Source organism: Mesorhizobium erdmanii USDA 3471, assembly GCF_000472705.1.
Lineage (GTDB): Bacteria > Pseudomonadota > Alphaproteobacteria > Rhizobiales > Rhizobiaceae > Mesorhizobium > Mesorhizobium erdmanii.
This window is the reverse complement of record NZ_AXAE01000011.1, coordinates 351,526-371,239: the sequence shown is the minus strand read 5'-3', so window position 1 is coordinate 371,239 and position 19,714 is coordinate 351,526. Positions and strand designations below refer to the sequence as shown.

Genomic DNA, 19,714 nt, shown 5'->3' with positions numbered 1-19,714 from the left:
GCGGCCAAGTCAACTAGACCAGTCAACCTGCGGCATCGACCATGACCAACGAGTTGGGCGACATCGGATTCGGCTATCGGCCACGTGCGGCCTATGCCACCGATCCGGCGCGCTCGCGCGGCCGGCTGTTCGACGAGGTCGAAAGCCCGACCCGCACGCCGTTCCAGCGCGACCGTGACCGCATCATCCATTCGACAGCGTTTCGGCGGCTCAAGCACAAGACGCAGGTCTTCATCGCCCATGAGGGCGACCATTATCGCACAAGGCTGACCCATTCGATCGAGGTGGCGCAGATCGCACGTGCGCTGGCACGGGCGCTGCGCGGCGACGAGGATCTCGCCGAGGCGGTGGCGCTCGTGCATGATTTCGGCCACACGCCGTTCGGCCATACCGGCGAGGACGCGCTGAACGACAAGATGGCTGCCTGGGGCGGCTTTGACCACAATGCGCAGTCGTTGCGTATCGTGACACGGCTGGAGGCGCGCTACGCCGAATTCGACGGGTTGAACCTGACCTGGGAGACGCTGGAGGGCCTGGTCAAGCACAATGGCCCGCTGACGGACAGCAGCGGCAAGGGTCTGAAAGGGCCGGTGCCGCAGGCGATCCGTGATTATTCGCAGCTGCAGGACCTCGAACTCGACCGGTTCGCCGGCATCGAGGCGCAGTGCGCGGCGATCGCCGACGACATCGCCTACAACACCCATGACATCGACGACGGCCTGCGGGCAGGGCTGCTGACGCTGGATATGCTGGAAACCGTCTCGCTGCCGGGCAAGATCCTGGCAGGCGTGCGCCAGCGCTATCCCACGCTCGATGACGTGCGCACCGGCCACGAACTGATGCGGCGGCAGATCACCGCCATGGTCGAGGATGTCATCCTTTCCGCGACCGCCAATCTTGAGCGCGTCGGGCCGCGGAGCGCCGATGCGGTCAGGGCGGCGGGCGAGACGATGGTGACCTTTTCCACCGCGATTGCCGCGGCGGAGAAGGAATTGAAGGCCTTTCTCTACAAGCATCTCTACCGGCACAAGGAGGTGATGCGGGTACGCGCCGGTGCCGAGCAGATCGTCAGGGACCTGTTCGACGCCTATTTCGCGGACCCGCGCGCCATGCCGGACGGCTGGCGCGAGGGCCTTGACCGGGCTGAAGATCGCATCAAGGCGCGCAGCGTGGCCGATTTTCTGGCAGGGATGACCGACACCTACGCGCTCAAGGAACACAGGCGTTTGTTTGACCGCACTCCGGATTTGAGCTAGGGCGGGCGCGATTTTGCCGGCCAGCGAGCCGGATTCGCCATAAAGCCGCCAGAGCAATACCCATGAACATCTTCGCCGATTTCACCGCGCGAGTCACAAAGGCTGTCGAAGCGCTTGACCTGAAAGACAAGGACGGCGTTTCGCCCGACCTGTCGCGCATTGCCGTCGAACCGCCGCGCGATGCCAGCCATGGCGACCTCGCGACCAATGCGGCGATGGTGCTGGCCAAGCCCACCGGCCAGAATCCGCGCGCGCTGGCCGAAAGGCTGGCGCTGGCACTGCAGGCCGACGAGGATGTCGCCGCCGCCGAAGTCGCCGGCCCGGGCTTCGTCAATCTGCGGCTCAAGGACGGCTTCTGGCAGGCTCATCTGACGGCGCTTCTGGGCGAGGGCCGCAACTACGGCCGCTCGACGGTCGGCGCCGGCCGGAAGACCAATGTCGAATATGTCTCGGCCAACCCGACGGGCCCGATGCATGTCGGCCATTGCCGGGGCGCGGTTGTCGGCGACGCGCTCGCCAATCTGATGGCGTTCGCCGGCTACGACGTGACCAAGGAATATGTCATCAATGATGCCGGCGGGCAGATCGACGTGCTCGGCCGCTCTGTCATCCTCCGCTATCGGGAGGCGCTTGGCGACGAGATCGGTGATATTCCGGCGGGCCTTTATCCCGGCGATTACCTGGTTCCTCTCGGCCAGGCGCTGGCGAAGGAGTTCGGGCGCAGTCTGCTCCAGATGCCGGACGATGAGGCGCTAGCCATCGTCAAGGACCGCGCAATCGATGCGATGATGGCGATGATCCGCGAGGATCTGGCGCTGCTCAACGTGCATCATGACGTGTTCTTCTCCGAACGCACGCTGCATGCCGATAATGCCAGGAAGATCCGCTCGGCGGTCAACGACCTGACGTTGAAAGGCCATATCTACAAGGGCAAGCTGCCGCCGCCCAAGGGCGAGAAGCCGGACGACTGGGAAGACCGCGAACAGACGCTGTTCCGCTCGACCGCGGTCGGCGACGACATGGACCGCGCGCTGGTCAAGTCGGATGGCTCGTTCACCTATTTCGCCGCCGACGTGGCCTATCTGAAGGACAAGGTCGATCGCGGCTTCGTCGACCTGATCTATGTGCTCGGCGCCGACCATGGCGGCTACGTCAAGCGGCTGGAGGCACTGGCGCGGGCAATTGCCGGCGACGAGGTGAAGCTCACGGTTCTGCTTTGCAATCTGGTCAAATTGTATCGCGACGGCGAACCGGTCCGAATGGGAAAAAGGGCCGGGAATTTCATCACTGCGCGGGAAGTCATCGAAGAGGTGGGCCGCGACGCAGTCCGCTTCATGATGCTGTTCCGCAAGAACGATGCACCGCTCGACTTCGACTTCGCCAAGGTGACCGAACAGTCCAAGGACAATCCGGTGTTTTATGTGCAGTACGCCTCGGCGCGCTGCCATTCGGTGTTCCGGCAGGCAAGCGAGCAACTGGGCGAGGCGAATTTCGACCGCAAAAGCCTTGCCGCCGCCGCGGCTTCGCTGACCGACGAGGGCGAGATCGGCCTGATCCGCAAACTCGCGGAATATCCGCGCCTGATCGAATCCGCCGCTCTTGCGCTGGAGCCGCATAGGCTGGCATTTTATCTCTATGATCTGGCTTCCAGTTTCCACGGGCACTGGAACCGGGGCACGGATAATCCGGACTTACGTTTTGTTAAGGTTAACGACCGACAATTGACGCATGCCAGACTAGGGCTGGTGCAGGCTGTTTCGGACGTTCTGACGTCCGGCCTGACGCTGATCGGGGCCGCCGCGCCCACCGAAATGCGTTAGGTTTGACTAAAAAACCTGTCACCTTTTGCCCACATTGCGCTGGTAAGGGCCAACCCTGCGCGACGTCCATGGCGTCCGAATGAGTGCGAGTTCGGGAACAATAATGGCAGACAGAACCCAGCTGAGAGTAGCCGACAACAACGACATCGCTGACGATGATCCGTTCGCGGAACTGACCAGGATCATGGGATTCGACCCGCGCCAGCCGGTCAAGCAGCAGGCCCAGCCACAGGCCGCTGCCGCCAGTCAGCCCGCGCAAGAGGGCGATTTCGACATCGACCTGGAAAAGGAACTGATGGGCGAGTTCGACGCTGACGAAAGCGTCGCCGCTCCGGTTGTCGAGGTTCATGAGCCGGCATTCGAAACGGCGGCGACCCATGCGGCCGACGATGATCTTGCGCTGTCGCTCGACGACGATTTCCATCTGGACTTCACGGGTGTCGATGATCAGGCGCTGGTCGCCAGCCATGCGGACCCCGTTGTGGCGGAAGCCGCGCCAGCCGTCGAACCCGCCTTCGACGCCGATTTCGACAACGCCGTCGCCAGTTCGCTCGAAGACGTTTCGCCGTTCGAAGACGATCTGCCGATGGAGGACGAGCTTGCCGCGTCCCTCGATCGGGATTTCCACATCGAGGACCATGCCGTCGAGGTCGAGGCCGTCGAGCCCCAGCATGCCGTTGCCGAAGTGCCGGTGGCTGTCGAGCCGGCCCCCGAGCACGAATTCGATGATGCGGTTGCGCTTTCGCTCGAAGACGAGCTGATGCTTGACGACCATTCGGCGGACCAGCGCCATGCGGCTGCAACCGCGGTCGACTATCCCGAGCCCGCATTGGCTGCCTCGAATGAAGCGCAGGCGATTTCCGACGAGGATTTCGCGGGTGACTTCGACCACTCCATGGCCGATGTCGATGTGGACTTTGACGCTCAGGCGGACGAGCCGGTGGCGTTTGATCAGCCGGACGCGCACGAGGTGCCCACCCATGCCGTGGAGGCGAATGACGGGACTTCGGATTTCGAGGCCGTCCCGGATGATGCTTTCGACCTGAACTTCGATGATGCGTTCGTCGAGCCCGCCGAGGAGCCGGTTGCCGAGGTGTCGGCTGCCGCGGTTCAGCAAATGGCGCCCGCAAAGCCGGTGTCGGCCCCCGTGGCGGACGAACGGAGCCTCGAAGACGAGTTGAACGCGCTTCTGGGCGCGATGACCGCGCGCACGCTGCCGTCGGTCAAGGAGCCTGTCGTAACCCCACCTGTCGTGGGACAGCCTGTCGTCACCCAGCCCTTCATGGCTCAGCCGGCTGCTGCTCCTGTTCAGCAGCAGTACGCCGCGCCTGCAAGGGTTGCCGAGGAACCCGCCGATCTGGTCGGCAATCTCGACTGGGGTCTCGACGAACAAGCGGCCGAGGATGCGCATCCCTCCAGCGCTGGTCACGCCGCTGATGGCGATCTCGACAACATGCTGCTCGATGAGCTCCAGGGTCAGGATTTCGGCGCTGATGCCGCTGATCATGTCGATTTCGACAACGATGCGTTCGATGCCGCCTTGGCAAGGAATCTTGAACCGCGCGACGGGGCTGCTTCCCGGCACGATCAGGCTGATTCCCTCGATTGGCTGGCCGAACGCTCCGCGCCGACGGAGCCGAGCCGGTCATGGAGCCGCGTGACGCCGGTTCCGCAGCAGCCGGCATTCGCCGCGCAGCCCTCCGCCTCGATCACGGCCAGGACTGCCGCGCCGGAAATGGCCCCGGCCGTAGCCGTTGTGCCTTCCTACCGCGCGCCCGAGCCGGTTGCGGCTGCTCCCTATGCAGCCCCCGTATCTGCGCCCCAGCCGCGACAGTCGCGCTATGAAGAAATGCCTGACGTCGAGACGGTCGATGTGCCGGAGCGTGTCGTGGCGCTGGCGGACGATCTCGACATTCCGGAATTGCATTTCGAGGAAGATGAGCCGGCGACGCCTGGTTACGACGATCTCGATGCCGAGTTCGCCAGCCTGCTGACGGAAATGAATTCGGTGGAGGTGGCGCCGACTGCCGCCGCTCCGGCGAGTAACGCTTCCTATACCGATGAATCCTACAGCGCCGGATTCAAACCGGGCCATCAGGCGCCGGCGTATGAGGAGCCCACGCACGGTTATGACGGGGTCAAACCGGCCTATCAGCCGGAAGCGCGGACCTATGTGGCGCGTCCGGCGGAAATGCCGGCACGCGCCGCGACGAACACGGGCTATGCCGACGCCGCCGGCTTCGATCTCGACAATTTGCCCGGCAGCCAGCCGGTCTCGCAGGCCGACGATTTCACCGTCGACGAACTCGACTATGATCCCGAACTGGACGAGGCGATGTCCGTTCCGGGTCTGGGCGAGCGGGAAGCGGGCAGGCCATCGGGCCGACGCGGCCTGTTCATCGCTGCCATTGTTGGTGCCGTTGCGATCGCGGGTGGCCTGGGTGCCTTTGCCCTGTCGTTTGGTGGCAAGGGTGGCAGCGAGGCTCCGGTGATCGTCAAGGCCGACAATTCGCCGATCAAGGTCAAGCCGGAAAATCCAGGCGGCACCGTGGTGCCGAACCAGGACAACAAGGTCTATGACGCGGTGGTCAAGGGCGCGAAGCCTGCCGAGCCGGTGCAGCAGAAGCTTGTCACCAACACCGAGGTTCCGGTGGATGTGCAGGCCAAGGATCCGGCCCGTGCCGCCGATCTTTCCGCTGACCAGGGTGCTGCCGTCGGCGGAGCCGACAACAATGCCACGCCAACCGCAAGTGCCGTGCCGGCTGACAATGCCGCGCCGGCCGCCACTGTCGCGCCGGCGCCCAAGTCCGAGGATCGCATCGCGCAGGTGCTGCAGGATGCCGACAAGGGCACCAACACCGATGTCGTCGCCGTTGCGCCGCGCAAGGTGAGGACGATGGTGGTCAAATCGGACGGCTCGCTGGTGCCGCGCGAGGATGTGGCACCGGCCGCGCCGCAGGTGGCCGCCGTTGAACCTGCCGATCCGGCGCCGCAGCATGTAGCGCCGTCGGCCCAGGCCGATGCCGATCAGACCGGCACCGTGGCGCCCGCCGCAGCCCAGTCGGGCGACGAGCCGGCCCTCAAGCCGGCAGCCAAACCGACCAAGGCCGAGGCCAAGGCGCAATCGGCCAACACGCCGGCCAAGGTTGCGATCGCGCCGCAGCGTCCGTCGGACCAGCCGGTCGATGTCGTCGGCGAGGTCAAGCCCGATCAGGTCGCGTCCATCGACCCTGCAACGACGGCGACCGGTGGTGGTTCGTGGTCGATGCAGGTTGCGTCGCAGCCGACGGTGGAAAGCGCCCAGTCGACCTACCAAGACCTGCAGCGCCGCTACGGTAATGTGCTTGCCGGCCGCACCGCCAACATCGTCAAGGCCGAGATCGCCGGCAAGGGCACGTTCTACCGCGTCCGCGTTACGGCCCAGTCGCGCAACGATGCCATCAACCTGTGCACCAGCTACAAGGCCGCCGGCGGCAACTGCTTCGTCTCGCGCTAGGCGCCGTTCAACCATTCAAAGCCGGCGCGGCCCAGGGTCGCGCCGGCTTTTTCATGTGCTCGAGATGGCTTGTGCAAGCATTTCCGGCGTTGGACAGCATGTAATCCAAGACGATTCCCTTTGGCCGCGTGAAGCCCTAGTGTCGTGATATGACCGAATCAAAATCCATGATCCTCGGCTGTGCCGGGAAATCGCTCACCCGCGAAGAAATCAATTTCTATCGCAATGAATGCCCGTGGGCCTTCATTCTGTTTGCCCGCAACATTGGCGAGACCGAGCAGATCCGCGATCTGGTCGCCGAGATGCGCGACTGCATCGGACGCCCGGATGCGCTGGTGTTCATCGATCAGGAAGGCGGCAGGGTGCAACGCCTGCGGCCGCCGCTGGCGCCGAACTATCCGGCCGGCGGCGCGCTTGGCGCGCTGTGGCGTGACGATCATGACGCTGGCACCCGTGCCGCCTGGCTGATGGCGCGCCTGCATGCCTTCGACCTGCTGCGCTACGGCATCACGGCGGATTGCCTGCCGGTGCTCGACGTGCCGATCGAGGGCGCCAGCGACGTCATTGGCGCGCGTGCCTATGGCAAGGAACCGCGCGCGGTCATCGAACTCGGCCGCGCCGCCGCCGAAGGCCTGATGTCGGGCGGCGTGCTGCCGGTGATGAAGCATATTCCAGGCCATGGCCGGGCCTTTGCCGACACGCATTTCGAGTTGCCGACGGTCGATGCCTCGCTCAGCGATCTGCAGCGGCATGACTTTGCTCCGTTCCGCGAGCTCAACCACCTGCCGATGGCAATGACCGCGCATGTGGTCTATAGCGCCATCGACCCGAAGAACCCGGCGACGACGTCCGGCAAGGTCATCGACGAGATTATCCGCCGCGACATTGGCTTTGACGGGCTGCTGATGAGCGACGACACCTCGATGAAGGCACTTTCTGGGGATTTCCCGACAAAGGCGGCATCGATCCTTGCGGCGGGCTGCGATCTGGTCCTTCACTGCAACGGCGTTTTCGAGGAGATGGCGGGCATTGCGTCGCGTACCACGGGACTTGAAGGCAAATCGCTGGAGCGCGCAAAGCGGGCGATGACCTATATTAGGAAAAGCGACACGGTTGAAGAAACCGAGATACGCGCGGAATTTGCCACTTATTTCGATGCGGTGGCCTAACGACAGGGAAGTGACAGGGCTGTGGCGGAAACATTGGAAAGCAAGGCCCCTAAGGCCGCACCGATGGACCGCCTGTGGGCCGAGAATGACGATTCGCGCGTCACCGGCGACCCCTCGCTGGTCGTCGATGTGGCCGGCTTCGAAGGCCCGCTCGATCTGTTGCTGCATCTTGCCCGCACCCAAAAGGTCGATCTGGCACGCATCTCGATCCTTGCGCTGGTCGAGCAGTATTTGACGTTTGTCGAGACGGCGAGGGCGCTGCGGCTCGAACTTGCAGCCGACTATCTGGTGATGGCGGCGTGGCTCGCCTTCCTCAAGTCGAAGCTGTTGATCCCCAAGCAGCCGGGGGAAGAGGGTGAAAGTGGCGAGGAACTGGCGGCGGTGCTGCAATTCCGGCTGAAGCGGCTCGAAGCCATGCGTGACGCATCCGCGCGTCTGGTCAACCGCAACCGGCTTGGCCGCGACGTGTTCGCGCGCGGCATGCCGGAAATGGTCATCATCGAGAAGCGTAACGCCTATTCGGCATCGCTCTACGACCTCCTGACCGCCTATGCCCAGCAGCGGCAGAAGCAGGCGATCAACAATGTGACGATCGCCAGGCGCGGCGTCTGGGCGCTGAAGGACGCGCGCGATATCCTGACCCGCCTGGTCGGGGCCGTAAGCGACTGGACCACGCTGGAAAGCTTTCTGATCGAGTACATGACCAGTCCCGAGGAAAGGCGCACGGCCATCGCCAGTTCCTTCGCGGCAACATTGGAACTCGTGCGCGATGGCACGATGGACGTGCGGCAGGATCAGACATTCGCGCCGATCTATCTGCGCGGCCGCACGCCGGCAATCAAGGCAGTCGAGGTGGCATCATGAGCGAGCGCGCCAAAGCTTCGGTTATCCCCTTCAAGATCGACGATGAACGGGAAGAAGGCGAGTTCGACCAGGCTTCGCCCCAGAATCCGGCGCAGAATCCGGCCGAGCGCCTGCATATGGCCGAAGCCGTGCGCATGGCCGAGGCGATCGTCTTCGCCAGCGCCGAACCCGTCAGCGAAAAGCAGCTTGCGGCACGCCTTCCCGACGGGATCAATGTCGCCGTGGCCATGGCGGAACTGCAGCAGGTCTATGCCCGGCGCGGCGTCAATCTGGTGCGGGTCGGCGACGGCTGGGCGTTCCGCACCGCCGGCGATCTCGCCTTCCTGATGAGCCGCGACACGGTGCAGCAGCGCAAGCTGTCGCGGGCGGCGCTCGAAGTGCTGGCGATCATCGCCTACCACCAGCCGGTGACGCGCGCCGAGATCGAGGACATCCGAGGTGTCGAGACGTCTAAAGGCACGCTGGACACGCTGCTCGAAACGGAATGGGTGCGCATGCGCGGCCGCCGCAAGACACCCGGCCGTCCCGTCACCTACGGCACCACCGAAACCTTCCTCGACCATTTTGCGCTCGAGGAAATCCGCGATCTTCCCGGCATGGAAGAACTGAAGGGCGCCGGCCTGCTTTCGGGCCGCATGCCGTCGAATTTCTCCATCCCGCAGCCGCCGGCCGACCCCGACGTCCTGACCGAGGACGAGGATCCGCTGACCGACATCGACCTCGAGGAGCTCGGCCTGTTGACGCCGCGCGTCACGGAAGATTGACCGGTCGGCCTCTGTCCAAACGTGCCGATAGGTCGTAGATGCGCCGATTGGTAGCGGGCCAGCGAGTCGAAAAAGCGTGACATACGTCACCCTTTCATAAACTCTGTCGCTGTTGTGTTTGAATCCCAACGCGAAAACGCATAGATCATCGCCAGGGAAAACATTCGAGAGAGATTTGCTATGGGTTCATTTTCGATTTGGCACTGGATGATCGTGCTGGTGATCGTGCTGCTGGTTTTCGGCCGCGGCAAGATTCCGGAACTGATGGGCGACATGGCCAAAGGCATCAAGAGCTTCAAGAAGGGCATGGCGGACGACGACGTCGCCGACGACAAGCGTACCGTCGAACACCGTGCCGACGAGACCGTTTCGGCCGTGAAGGAAAAAGCCAGCAAGAGCTGAGCTGAAGAAGTTCTAGTCGGAACAGAGTGCCATGTTTGAAGTCGGCTGGACCGAAATGCTGGTGATCGCGATCGTCATGATCGTGGTCGTCGGGCCGAAGGATTTGCCCAATATGCTGCGCACCTTCGGCCGTACGACGGCGAAGCTGCGTGCCATGGCGGCCGACTTCCAGAAACAGTTCAACGAGGCGCTGAAGGAAGCCGAACTCGACGACGTCAAGAAGTCGGTCGACGAGCTCAAGGGCCTGAGCCCGGTTGCCGAGATCAAGAAGCAGCTCAATCCGTTCGAACAGGCGGCCGCCGATGTGCGTGCCGGTGTCGATGCGGCGATGAAGCCGAAGCCGGCCGCCGATCCGGCAACGCCTACCGCTTCAACGCCGCAGGCGGTTGAGCCGTTGAAGAATGGCGCAACGGAAATGCCTGGCGCCAGCGAGGCGGGAGCGGCTGCGCCGACGCCGATTTTCGCGGCGATGACCGATGAATCGGTGGTAGCGGCAGCCAAGGAACCGGCTGTGGCGCCCAAGGCATCCGCGGCCAGGAAGGCTGCCAAGGCGGCACCGGCCGCAATTGTGCAGTCCAAGGCGTCGACGTCCACCAAGGCAAAGGCGGTAAAGCCCTTAACTGCCGCCGCTACAAAGCCTGCCGCGGCGACTGTGGCCAAGGCGACTGCCACCAAGGCGACTGCTGCCAAGGCGACTGCTGTCAAGACTGGAGCGAAAGCCGAACCGAAACCCGCGCCAGTGAAGAAACCGGCAACCAAGAAGACGGCTGGAGCCGCCAAGTGAGCGTTTCGGACAAGGAAAAGGATGAGATCGAGAAATCGTCGGCGCCGCTGATCGAGCATCTCGTCGAGTTGCGCCGCAGGCTGATCTGGTCGCTCGGCGGCTTCTTCGTCGCCTTCCTGGTGTGCTTCTTCTTTGCCAAGAAGCTGTTCAACCTGCTGGTCGTGCCATTCAAATGGGCGACGAAATGGGCTGGTCTCGATCCGCACAAGGTCGAGCTGATCTACACCGCGCCGCAGGAATTCTTCTTCACGCAGGTCAAGCTCGCCATGTTCGGCGGCATGGTGATCGCCTTTCCGCTGATCGCCACGCAGATCTACAAATTCATCGCGCCCGGTCTCTACAAGAACGAGCGTAACGCCTTCCTGCCGTTCCTGATCGCGTCGCCCATCCTGTTCCTCATGGGCGCTTCGCTGGTCTATTTCTTCTTCACGCCGATGGTGATGTGGTTCTTCCTCGCCATGCAGCAGGTCGGCACCGACGACCAGGTGCAGATTTCACTGCTGCCGAAAGTGTCGGAATATCTCAGCCTGATCATGACGCTGATCTTCTCCTTTGGTCTGGTGTTCCAGTTGCCGGTGGTGACCAGCCTGATGACCCGCGTCGGCATGCTGTCGTCAAAGGCGTTGGCGGAAAAACGAAAATGGGCAATCGTCATTGCCTTCATCGTTGCCGCCGTGCTGACACCCCCGGATCCGATGAGCCAGATCGGCCTGGCCATCCCGACCATCCTTCTCTACGAGGTCTCGATCTGGGCCGCGCGGTGGATCGAGCGGGACCAGGAAAAGCAGCGGGTGGCGCGCGAGAAGGAAGATGCCGCAGAGACCGTGGCGGACAAAACGCCGGACGAGCCGCCAACGCCAGCTGCTTCGTAAAGCAAGGGGCGGCGACGGAAAAAGACGGTCGCTGCCCAGCCTATCTTGCATCAATCATGGATGCGGTTTACGCCCTCTGACTCAAACGCATCGCCATTAAGGCGGTGCGTTTCAGTTTTTGTTTTGAGCATGTCGTTGTCCCAAAACCGCCGCGCACTTTTGGGCGGCATGCTCCCTGAGGACGGATATACCATGCTTGACATCAAATGGATTCGCGACAACCCGAAGGCCCTTGTCGAGGCGCTGGTGAAGCGCTCTTGGTCGGCTGACGAGGCGCGGTCCACGGTCAATGATTTGATCGCCAGGGACGAGGCGCGGCGCGAGCATGTCACCGAGCTGCAGACCAAGCAGGAGCGCCGCAACGCCGCCTCCAAGGAGATCGGCAACGCCATGCGTTCTGGCGATGCCGCGCTTGCCGAAAAACTGAAGGCCGAAGTCGGCGAGATAAAAACCTTCATCCAGAACGGCGAGGCGCGCGAGCGCGAGCTCGACAAGGCGCTGAACGACGCGCTGGCGGTGCTGCCCAACGTGCCGCTCGACGATGTGCCGGTAGGCAAGGACGAACATGACAACGTCGTCAAGCACATCGTCGGCAAGGTGCCGACGCGGCCGAACTGGGTGAAGGAGCATTTCGAGATCGGCGAAGCGCTCGGCATGATGGATTTCGAGCGGGCAGCGAAATTGTCCGGCTCGCGCTTCACCGTGCTGAAGAGCGGGCTGGCGCGCATGGAACGCGCCATCGGCCAGTTCATGCTGGACCTGCACACGACCGAGCATGGCTATGAGGAAGTCATTCCGCCGTTGATGGTCCGCGACGAGGTGCTTTTCGGCACGAACCAGCTGCCGAAATTCGAAGAGGATCTGTTCTTCACACCGCACGGGGAGGGCAGGCTTGGCCTGATCCCGACCGCCGAAGTGCCGCTCACCAATCTGGTGCGCGAGGAAATCATAGTGCATGAAAAACTGCCGCTGCGCTACACGGCGCTGACACCGTGCTTTCGTTCCGAGGCCGGTTCGGCAGGGCGCGACACGCGCGGCATGCTGCGCCAGCACCAGTTCTACAAGGTCGAACTGGTGTCGATCACCGACCAGGAATCCTCGCTCGCCGAGCATGAGCGGATGACACAATGCGCCGAGGAAGTGCTGAAGCGGCTGGAACTGCCGTTCCGCACCATGACATTGTGCACCGGCGACATGGGCTTTGGCGCGCGCAAGACCTACGATATCGAGGTCTGGCTGCCCGGCCAGAACGCCTATCGCGAAATCTCGTCCTGCTCGGTCTGCGGCGACTTCCAGGCGCGTCGCATGGACGCCCGCTACAAGGACAAGGACGGCAAGGGCAACCGCTTCGTCCATACGCTCAACGGTTCGGGCACCGCTGTCGGCCGCGCGCTCATAGCTGTCATCGAAAACTATCAGAATGAGGATGGCAGCGTAACCATTCCTGAAGTGCTGCGGCCTTACATGGGCGGTCTGGCAAAGATCGAATCGAAATAATGCGTATTCTTCTGACCAATGACGACGGCATTCATGCCGAGGGCCTGGCGTCGCTCGAACGCGTCGCCCGCACGCTGTCCGATGATGTCTGGGTGGTGGCGCCGGAACAGGACCAGTCCGGCTATGCGCATTCGCTGTCGATCTCGGAGCCGCTCAGGCTGCGCAAGATCGGCGAGAAGCATTTTGCCGTCCGCGGCACTCCTACGGATTGCGTCATCATGGGGGTGAAGAAGATCCTGCCCGGCGCGCCCGACCTGATCCTGTCCGGCATCAATTCCGGCGCCAACATCGCCGACGATGTGACCTATTCGGGAACCGTCGCCGGCGCCATGGAGGGCGCGCTGCTCGGCATCCGCTCGATCGCGCTCAGCCAGGGCTATTCCTATGTCGGCGAGGACCGCGTCGTTCCTTATGAGACGACCGAGGCGCTGGCGCCGGCACTCCTGAAGAAGCTTGTCGCGACGCCACTGCCGGACGGCGTGCTGCTCAACGTCAATTTTCCGAACTGCCTTCCCGAAGAGGTTGCCGGCACGGTGGTCACCACGCAAGGAAAACTCGTGCACAGCCTGTGGGTCGACGAGCGCCGTGACGGGCGCGGCCTGCCTTATTACTGGCTGCGCTTCGGCCGCGAGCCGGTCGAGGGCAAGCATGGCACCGACCTCCACGCCTTGCGCAATCGTCTGGTGTCGGTGACGCCGTTGCAGCTTGACCTTACCGCGCATGAGATCCGTGATCAGCTGAGCAAGGCATTGTCATGAAAAAGGTTTTGGCATGAACCTGCCAATCGACGACCGCGAAGGTTTTGCCGCTCTCCTTTTGCGCCTGCGCGGCAGGGGAACCGTGCCGAAGGCGCTGATCGCGGCTTTCGAGGCGACGCCGCGGCGCGGTTTCCTGGCGCCCCACTTCCACCAGATCGCTTGGTCCGATCGCATGCTGCCGATCGAATGCGGCGAGGCGATCGAAGGCGCCGACATGCAGGCGGCGGTGATCGCGGCGCTTGCCATCGAAGCGGGAAACCGGGTGCTCGAGATCGGCACCGGTTCCGGTTACACGGCGGCGGTGATGTCGCGGCTGGCAGCGCGCGTCGTGACCATCGACCGCTACAAGACGCTGGTCGAGCAGGCCAGGCAGCGTTTCGAAGCGCTCGGCATCGGCAATGTCATCGTTCGCCAGACGGATGGCTCCGGCGGCCTGCCAGCCGAAGGGCCGTTCGACCGCATCGTCGTCTGGGCGGCCTTCGACAGCCTGCCGCGCTTCCTGCTGGACCAATTGTCGAGCGGCGGCATCGTCATCGCGCCGATCGGGCCGGAGGAAGGCGAGCAGGTGCTGGCCAAGCTGACCAAGGTCGGCAGCCGTTTCGAGCGCGAGGATATCGGCCTGGTCCGGCTGCAGCCGATCCTGCGCAGCGTCGCGGCTGTAATCTAGTTTTCCAACGGGCCGCTGGACAGCCATTCGGGTTTGTGACCCGCCGCCAACCGTCCCAAAATGTTTTAAGAAAATTTTCGTCGGATTCTAATGGGTTAACCGGCCAGTAACATTAACGCGCTTTAATCCTGTCCAGTTGGTGCAGAGTTTGTGCGGGTTAGTGCGATGCAACTCAGTGTTTTGAAGACAAACAGTCGCAATCTGGCGCGGGGCTGCGCCGTTCTCATGATTGCAGGCGCGGCCGCCGGGTGTAGTTCCCAGGCTTCGCGGTTCAACAGTGTCGACGACGTCTTCACTTCCTCGACAAACAATCAGCGCGCCATCATCAACAAGCAGGATGCCGTGCAACCCTATCCGGGGGATGTGTCGGCGGCTCCGCTCGACGGCACCCACACGCAGTCGGTCGCTCGCTCGAGCCTCGAGCCGGTTTCGAGCCGGCCGTTGCCGCCGCCCGTTTCGGCCCAGGCGCAGCCGGCGCCGGCGCTCGCGCCTGCCGCCAATCCGGTGCGTGTCGCATCGGCGCCCGCCATGGTTCGGCCGGCGCCCCATGTCGACAGGACGACAACCGGTACCGTCGAACCGGTCGCCAGGCCGTTCAAGAATGCCCAACCTGATGCGCCGAAGGTGGCCGAGGCGGGCAGGCCGCACGCGACCGAGATCGTCGTCAGGGACGGCGAGACCATTTCCGGCCTCGCGGCGCATTACAAAGTGCCGGCCGACGTCATCATGAAAGTGAATGGCCTGAGCCCGACCAAAGGGCTGAAGACCGGCCAGAAGATCGTCATCCCGGCCTACGCCTATTCGAGCAAGGCCGAACCCAAGGTTGCCGATGCAAAGCAGTTGAAGGACGGGCCGGCGAAGGACGGCAAGCACGACCTGCCGGCCACCGCGCCGGAGAAGGTCGCCGTCCTGCCGCAGCAACCCAAGCTCAAGGACGGCAAGTCCGCTGCGCAGGTCGACGCTTCGGCCGCCGCAAGCCAGCCCAAGGAGCCCAAGCCCGCGCAGGTCGCCAAGGCAACCGCCGCCGGCACCTATACGGTCCAGTCGGGTGACACGATGTCCTCGATCGCCAGGAAGACCGGCGTCGGCGTCGTTGCGCTGAAGCAGGCCAACGGCATGAAGGACGGCTTGCTCAAGATCGGCCAGACCCTGAAAGTGCCGGCTGGCGGCACCGCGACGGTCGCCAGTGCCAAGCCGGCGAAGGTCGATCCGGTCACCACGGCAACCACGCAAGCTCCGGCAAAGACCACGCCTTCGGAAACATTGGCGTCCTACACGCCGCCGAAGAAGGACGCGAAGGTCATCCAGCAGGCCGAGGACGACGAGGCGGTCGCGCCGGATGCCACGGGTATCGGCAAGATGCGGTGGCCGGTGCGCGGCCGGGTGATCTCCGGTTTCGGGTCCGGCAAGGATGGCGTCGACATCGCCGTGCCGTCGGGCACGCCGATCAAGGCGGCCGAGAACGGTGTCGTCATCTACGCCGGCGACGGGCTCAAGGAGTTCGGCAACACCGTGCTGGTGCGCCACGAGAACGGCCTGGTCACGGTCTACGGCCATGCCAGCTCGATCGAGGTGCAGCGCGGCCAGAAGGTCAAGCGCGGCCAAGAAATCGCGCTGTCGGGCATGAGCGGCACGACGGATTCGCCGAAGCTGCACTTCGAGGTGCGCAAGAATTCGGCCCCGGTCGATCCCTCGACCTATCTCGAATAGAATAAGAAGCGATTTGCGGGCCGTCTGACCTCCAGTCCGGCCCGCCGGCTCAGCCCGTTCCGCAAGGAGCGGGCTTTTTCAGTTTGTGCAAAATGCCCCGCGGGGCTTACTGCATGTCGCCCAGAAGTGTGCAGCGGTTCTAGGACAACGACATGCATCAAAACAAAGACTTAAAGCGCGTCGCCTGAATCCGTTTCAGGGCGACGCGCTTTAGAGATGATCACGCACCGTGTCGGCGATTATCTCATCAAGGCTGCTGGCGCTCACACCCAGCAGTGCCTCGGCGTCGGAGGAATCGACCAGCAAGGGACGCTCGAAGAGGTAGCGCATCTCGATGAGCTCATGCATGCCCAAGGCTTCCATCTCGGCGACGGAGTAGGAGCGTGTCTCTGGGACTTCTCGTCCGAGCATCGCCGCGGTTTTCTGGATGAGCTCGCGGGGTGAGGCATATTGCGAGGGAACGTGAAACGCCCGTCCCCATTCACCGGTGTAACGGGACGCCGCGACGAGTGTCCGGGCGACGTCCTTGGTGAAGGTCCAGGCATGCGTCGCGTCCAGGTCTCCAATGAAGGCGGTGGGCTTGCCCTCGATGATGGAGGGCAGCGCAACCAGCGAGAAGTAGCTGATCGCGCCATGTCCGAGATAATCGCTGGGCCGCACTTCGATCGCCGGTATATCGGCACGGACCGCCCGCTGCCACATGATGGTCCTGGCGGTTCCTTTTTTCGAAGTCGGGTTCAGGGCCTGGTCGGAGCGAAGCGGACTCTCGGCATTTTCTCCATAGCCGTAGAGGTTTCCGACCACGATGAGTTTCGCGCCAACCGCTTCCGCGGCGCGCACAGTACCGTCGATGATCGGGAAAAAGTCGGTCGGCCACCGGTGATAGGTGGCCATGGCACACATGAAGATGGCCTCGGCGCCTTGGCAGACACGCGACAGTTCCGCCGCATCGGTGGCGTCGGCCTGTATGGCCCGCACGTTGCACAGCGTCTGCGAACCGACGCTTCGGCTGGTGAGAACGACATCATGTCCTTCTTCACCAAGAAGGCGAGCGGTCTCGCGACCAACCGGGCCTGCACCGACAACAACATAGAAACTCATGGCAACCTCTCTTCCAAGCTTGATGGAGAGGCGTGAGTACAGGTTCGCGGCATTGAAAATCGCGCGGGAATTGCCAAATCTTGGACAGGTTTCGCCATGAATCGAGAGAGCATGCGTCCGCAGTTCGCTCCGCCCCGATCTCCGTCCGACGTAACAATGGCTTCGCTGCACGTTGCGGCGGGCGTCCATCGTCTGTCACGGGCGCCACACCATCGCATCATGGTGCACGCAAGTGCGGCGACCCGCTCTTACTGCAATCAGGTCGGGCGCTATTTCGTCAGGCGCGCCGGTGATATCGACCTGGTGCCGGCGGGCGAGGAGGGCGGGTTCGAGGCCGAGACTCCATTCGCGACGATCGAGATTGTCTTGCAGCCGGCCTTGCTGGAAAGGGTAGCGGCGGAACTTGGCGGCAACGCGCCAACAGTGCGGCTCGATACACGCCATTTGCTTCGCGACGAGCGCATCGAACATCTTGCCCGGGCACTCCAGAGCGATCTCACCGCAGGCGCGCCGAGTGACGCCTTGTTTGCCGACAGCGTTGGCGCCGCGCTCGCGGTGAGGCTGCTCGGCCTCGATGTCCCAGACATCGATCGAACAAGCCGGGATCCAACAAGCCAGGATCGAACGGGCCGCTTATCGGATACACAGCTCAAGCGCGTGCTGGAGCATATCGAGGCGGCTCTTCACGAGCCGCTTTCAATCGACAGACTAAGCCGGGTTGCCGGCGCCAGCAGCTCGCATCTGCGGACATGGTTCAAGGTGGCGACGGGCGTTACCCTGCATCGCTATGTGTTGCGCCGCCGTGTGGAACGCGCGCGCGTTCTGCTGCAGCAGGACGGTCTCAGCATAGGCGAGGTGGCGGAATTGACGGGCTTCGCGCACCAGTCACATCTGGCACACTGGATGCGCCGCGAGATCGGCCAGACACCGCGTGACTTGCGACGGGCGCGGCCGCCCGAATGACATCCCGGAATTCGGTTCAGCGGCGCTTCAATCCTTGAGCGGCTTGCCAAGCCGGCCGGCCAGGTCCTGGGTGAACTGCCAGGCGACTCGGCCCGAACGGCTGCCGCGCGTCGTCGCCCATTCCAGCGCTTCGGCGCGCAACTGCTCGGGGTCGATGTCGAGGCCATGATGGCCGGCATAGCCGTTGACCATGTCGAGATATTCGTCCTGCGAGCATTTGTGGAAGCCGAGCCACAGCCCGAAACGATCGGACAGCGAGACTTTCTCCTCGACCGCTTCGGATGGGTTGATGGCGGTCGAGCGCTCATTCTCGATCATGTCACGCGGTAGGAGGTGCCGCCGGTTCGAGGTGGCGTAGAAGATGACATTGGCCGGGCGGCCCTCGACACCGCCTTCGAGCGCCGCCTTCAGCGATTTGTAGGAGGTGTCGTCATGATCGAAGGACAGATCGTCGCAAAACAGGATGAAGCGGAAGGGGGCGGCCTTCAGCAGAGCCATCAGCTTCGGCAGCGTGTCGATGTCCTCGCGGTGGATTTCGATCAGCTTGAGCGGCAGCTCTGATTTGGCCTTTTGCGATTTGGCCTTGGCGTTGATCTCGGCATGCACGGCCTTGACCAGCGACGATTTGCCCATGCCGCGCGCGCCCCACAACAAAACGTTGTTGGCCGGATGGCCGGCGGCGAAGCGCTCGGTATTGTCGACCAGGATGTCGCGGACACGGTCGACGCCGCGGATCAGGCCGATATCGACGCGGTTGACCTTGCGCACCGGCTCCAGATAGCCGGGATCGGCCTGCCAGACAAAACAGTCGGCTTCGCCGAGGTCCGTTTGTGGCACCGGCGGTGGGGCGAGGCGGCTGACCGCCTCGATCAGGCGGTCGAGTTTCTTGTTGAGGGCATCGATGCTGTTGTCCGTCATTTCAGGTCTTTTGGTTCGTTTCTTGGCGCGGGCAGGTGGGACCCATTCGAATCCGTCGGGTTCGAAACCGGTTCCAACCTTTTGTTCGAGCGTGATCTTTTCCGATAACCGGCTCGCGCTTTTCGCGATCATGCTCTAACACGGCCAAACAGGCCGGGAAAGCAGCCGATTTGCCCGGCCACGCAGTTGCATTGACAACTTTACCGACTATATTCCGGCCAAATTTCGCAGGGCCGACAAATCCCCGTTTAACCGTTTGGCGGCCGTTTTTCAAAATTCAGGAGTACCTCGATGTTCGTGACACCGGCATACGCTCAAGGCATCGGCGGCGCCTCTCCCGATATGTTCATCAGCATTTTGCCGTTTGTCCTGATTTTCGTAATCATGTATTTTCTGATCATCCGCCCGCAGCGCACGCAGCTGAAGAAGCGCGGCGAGATGCTGGCGGCGGTTCGTCGCGGCGACACGGTCGTCACCGGTGGCGGTTTCGTCGGCAAGGTGACGAAGGTGATCGACGACAACGAACTCGAGATCGACCTCGGCGGTGGCACCAAGGTGACGGCGCTACGCTCGACGATCGCCGATGTGCGCGTCAAGGGCGAACCGGTGGCGAACCAGAACGCCAAGAAATAACCCAATTCAAGGCGGAGCGATCCGCGGACGAGGCTCTGAC

17 protein-coding genes are annotated in these 19,714 nt (G+C 63.2%); 15 read left to right on the top strand and 2 right to left on the bottom strand.

Features of this window, described 5'->3' with window-relative positions; genetic code table 11:
* The first annotated feature begins 41 nt into the window (after nucleotides 1-41).
* The 13 genes from A3AU_RS0106925 to A3AU_RS0106865 all read left to right on the top strand — a co-directional run bounded on the left by A3AU_RS0106925 (nucleotide 42) and on the right by A3AU_RS0106865 (nucleotide 16,059).
* On the top strand, nucleotides 42-1,256 hold the full coding sequence (locus A3AU_RS0106925; RefSeq protein WP_027052149.1) for a deoxyguanosinetriphosphate triphosphohydrolase: 1,215 nt from the start codon (nucleotides 42-44) through the stop codon (nucleotides 1,254-1,256).
* Nucleotides 1,257-1,318: 62 nt separating this feature from the next.
* Nucleotides 1,319-3,076, top strand: coding sequence for an arginine--tRNA ligase (gene argS / locus A3AU_RS0106920; protein ID WP_027052148.1), 1,758 nt, complete (start codon nucleotides 1,319-1,321; stop codon nucleotides 3,074-3,076).
* Between the two features lie 103 nt (nucleotides 3,077-3,179).
* On the top strand, nucleotides 3,180-6,572 hold the full coding sequence (locus A3AU_RS0106915) for an SPOR domain-containing protein (RefSeq protein WP_027052147.1): 3,393 nt from the start codon (nucleotides 3,180-3,182) through the stop codon (nucleotides 6,570-6,572).
* A 149-nt stretch (nucleotides 6,573-6,721) separates the two neighbouring features.
* The gene (gene nagZ, locus A3AU_RS0106910; RefSeq protein WP_027052146.1) at nucleotides 6,722-7,741 is read left to right on the top strand and encodes a beta-N-acetylhexosaminidase; all 1,020 of its coding nucleotides are present in this window, start codon (nucleotides 6,722-6,724) and stop codon (nucleotides 7,739-7,741) included.
* 63 nt (nucleotides 7,742-7,804) lie between these two features.
* On the top strand, nucleotides 7,805-8,605 hold the full coding sequence (locus A3AU_RS0106905) for a segregation and condensation protein A (protein WP_051355291.1): 801 nt from the start codon (nucleotides 7,805-7,807) through the stop codon (nucleotides 8,603-8,605).
* Entirely contained in the window at nucleotides 8,602-9,369 is a 768-nt protein-coding gene (gene scpB / locus A3AU_RS0106900) for an SMC-Scp complex subunit ScpB (protein WP_027052144.1), read from the top strand. Before A3AU_RS0106905 ends, scpB begins: the two co-directional genes overlap by 4 nt.
* Before the next feature lie 180 nt (nucleotides 9,370-9,549).
* Nucleotides 9,550-9,771 (top strand): twin-arginine translocase TatA/TatE family subunit, encoded by a 222-nt coding sequence (locus A3AU_RS0106895; protein WP_010909892.1) that lies wholly within the window; start codon nucleotides 9,550-9,552, stop codon nucleotides 9,769-9,771.
* A 31-nt stretch (nucleotides 9,772-9,802) separates the two neighbouring features.
* Nucleotides 9,803-10,555: a Sec-independent protein translocase protein TatB gene (gene tatB / locus A3AU_RS0106890; RefSeq protein WP_027052143.1), complete on the top strand. Its 753-nt coding sequence runs from the start codon at nucleotides 9,803-9,805 to the stop codon at nucleotides 10,553-10,555.
* Complete coding sequence (gene tatC, locus A3AU_RS0106885) at nucleotides 10,552-11,427, top strand: twin-arginine translocase subunit TatC (RefSeq protein WP_027052142.1); 876 nt, start codon at nucleotides 10,552-10,554, stop codon at nucleotides 11,425-11,427. The genes tatB and tatC overlap by 4 nt, the downstream gene beginning before the upstream one ends.
* Before the next feature lie 192 nt (nucleotides 11,428-11,619).
* The gene (serS, locus tag A3AU_RS0106880; protein WP_027052141.1) at nucleotides 11,620-12,924 is read left to right on the top strand and encodes a serine--tRNA ligase; all 1,305 of its coding nucleotides are present in this window, start codon (nucleotides 11,620-11,622) and stop codon (nucleotides 12,922-12,924) included.
* On the top strand, nucleotides 12,924-13,682 hold the full coding sequence (surE, locus tag A3AU_RS0106875; RefSeq protein WP_027052140.1) for a 5'/3'-nucleotidase SurE: 759 nt from the start codon (nucleotides 12,924-12,926) through the stop codon (nucleotides 13,680-13,682). The genes serS and surE overlap by 1 nt, the downstream gene beginning before the upstream one ends.
* A gap of 13 nt (nucleotides 13,683-13,695) precedes the next feature.
* The gene (locus tag A3AU_RS0106870) at nucleotides 13,696-14,349 is read left to right on the top strand and encodes a protein-L-isoaspartate(D-aspartate) O-methyltransferase (RefSeq protein ID WP_027052139.1); all 654 of its coding nucleotides are present in this window, start codon (nucleotides 13,696-13,698) and stop codon (nucleotides 14,347-14,349) included.
* 165 nt (nucleotides 14,350-14,514) lie between these two features.
* Entirely contained in the window at nucleotides 14,515-16,059 is a 1,545-nt protein-coding gene (locus A3AU_RS0106865) for a peptidoglycan DD-metalloendopeptidase family protein (protein WP_027052138.1), read from the top strand.
* Between the two features lie 210 nt (nucleotides 16,060-16,269).
* On the opposite strand, the gene A3AU_RS0106860 is transcribed toward A3AU_RS0106865, so the two are convergent.
* Nucleotides 16,270-17,160 (bottom strand): NAD-dependent epimerase/dehydratase family protein, encoded by an 891-nt coding sequence (locus A3AU_RS0106860; protein WP_027052137.1) that lies wholly within the window; start codon nucleotides 17,158-17,160, stop codon nucleotides 16,270-16,272.
* Between the two features lie 111 nt (nucleotides 17,161-17,271).
* On the opposite strand from A3AU_RS0106860, the gene A3AU_RS0106855 reads away from it, so the two are divergent.
* Complete coding sequence (locus A3AU_RS0106855) at nucleotides 17,272-18,123, top strand: helix-turn-helix domain-containing protein (RefSeq protein WP_032916911.1); 852 nt, start codon at nucleotides 17,272-17,274, stop codon at nucleotides 18,121-18,123.
* Between the two features lie 27 nt (nucleotides 18,124-18,150).
* Here the strand turns inward: A3AU_RS0106855 and A3AU_RS0106850 are convergent, their stop codons facing one another.
* Nucleotides 18,151-19,041, bottom strand: a complete 891-nt coding sequence (locus A3AU_RS0106850) for an ATP-binding protein (protein WP_027052135.1) — start codon at nucleotides 19,039-19,041, stop codon at nucleotides 18,151-18,153.
* Nucleotides 19,042-19,332: 291 nt separating this feature from the next.
* Between A3AU_RS0106850 and yajC the strand changes: the two genes are divergently transcribed.
* A complete protein-coding gene (gene yajC / locus A3AU_RS0106845; protein ID WP_010909882.1) occupies nucleotides 19,333-19,674 on the top strand; it encodes a preprotein translocase subunit YajC in 342 nt (113 codons plus the stop codon).
* The last annotated feature ends 40 nt before the right edge of the window (nucleotides 19,675-19,714 follow it).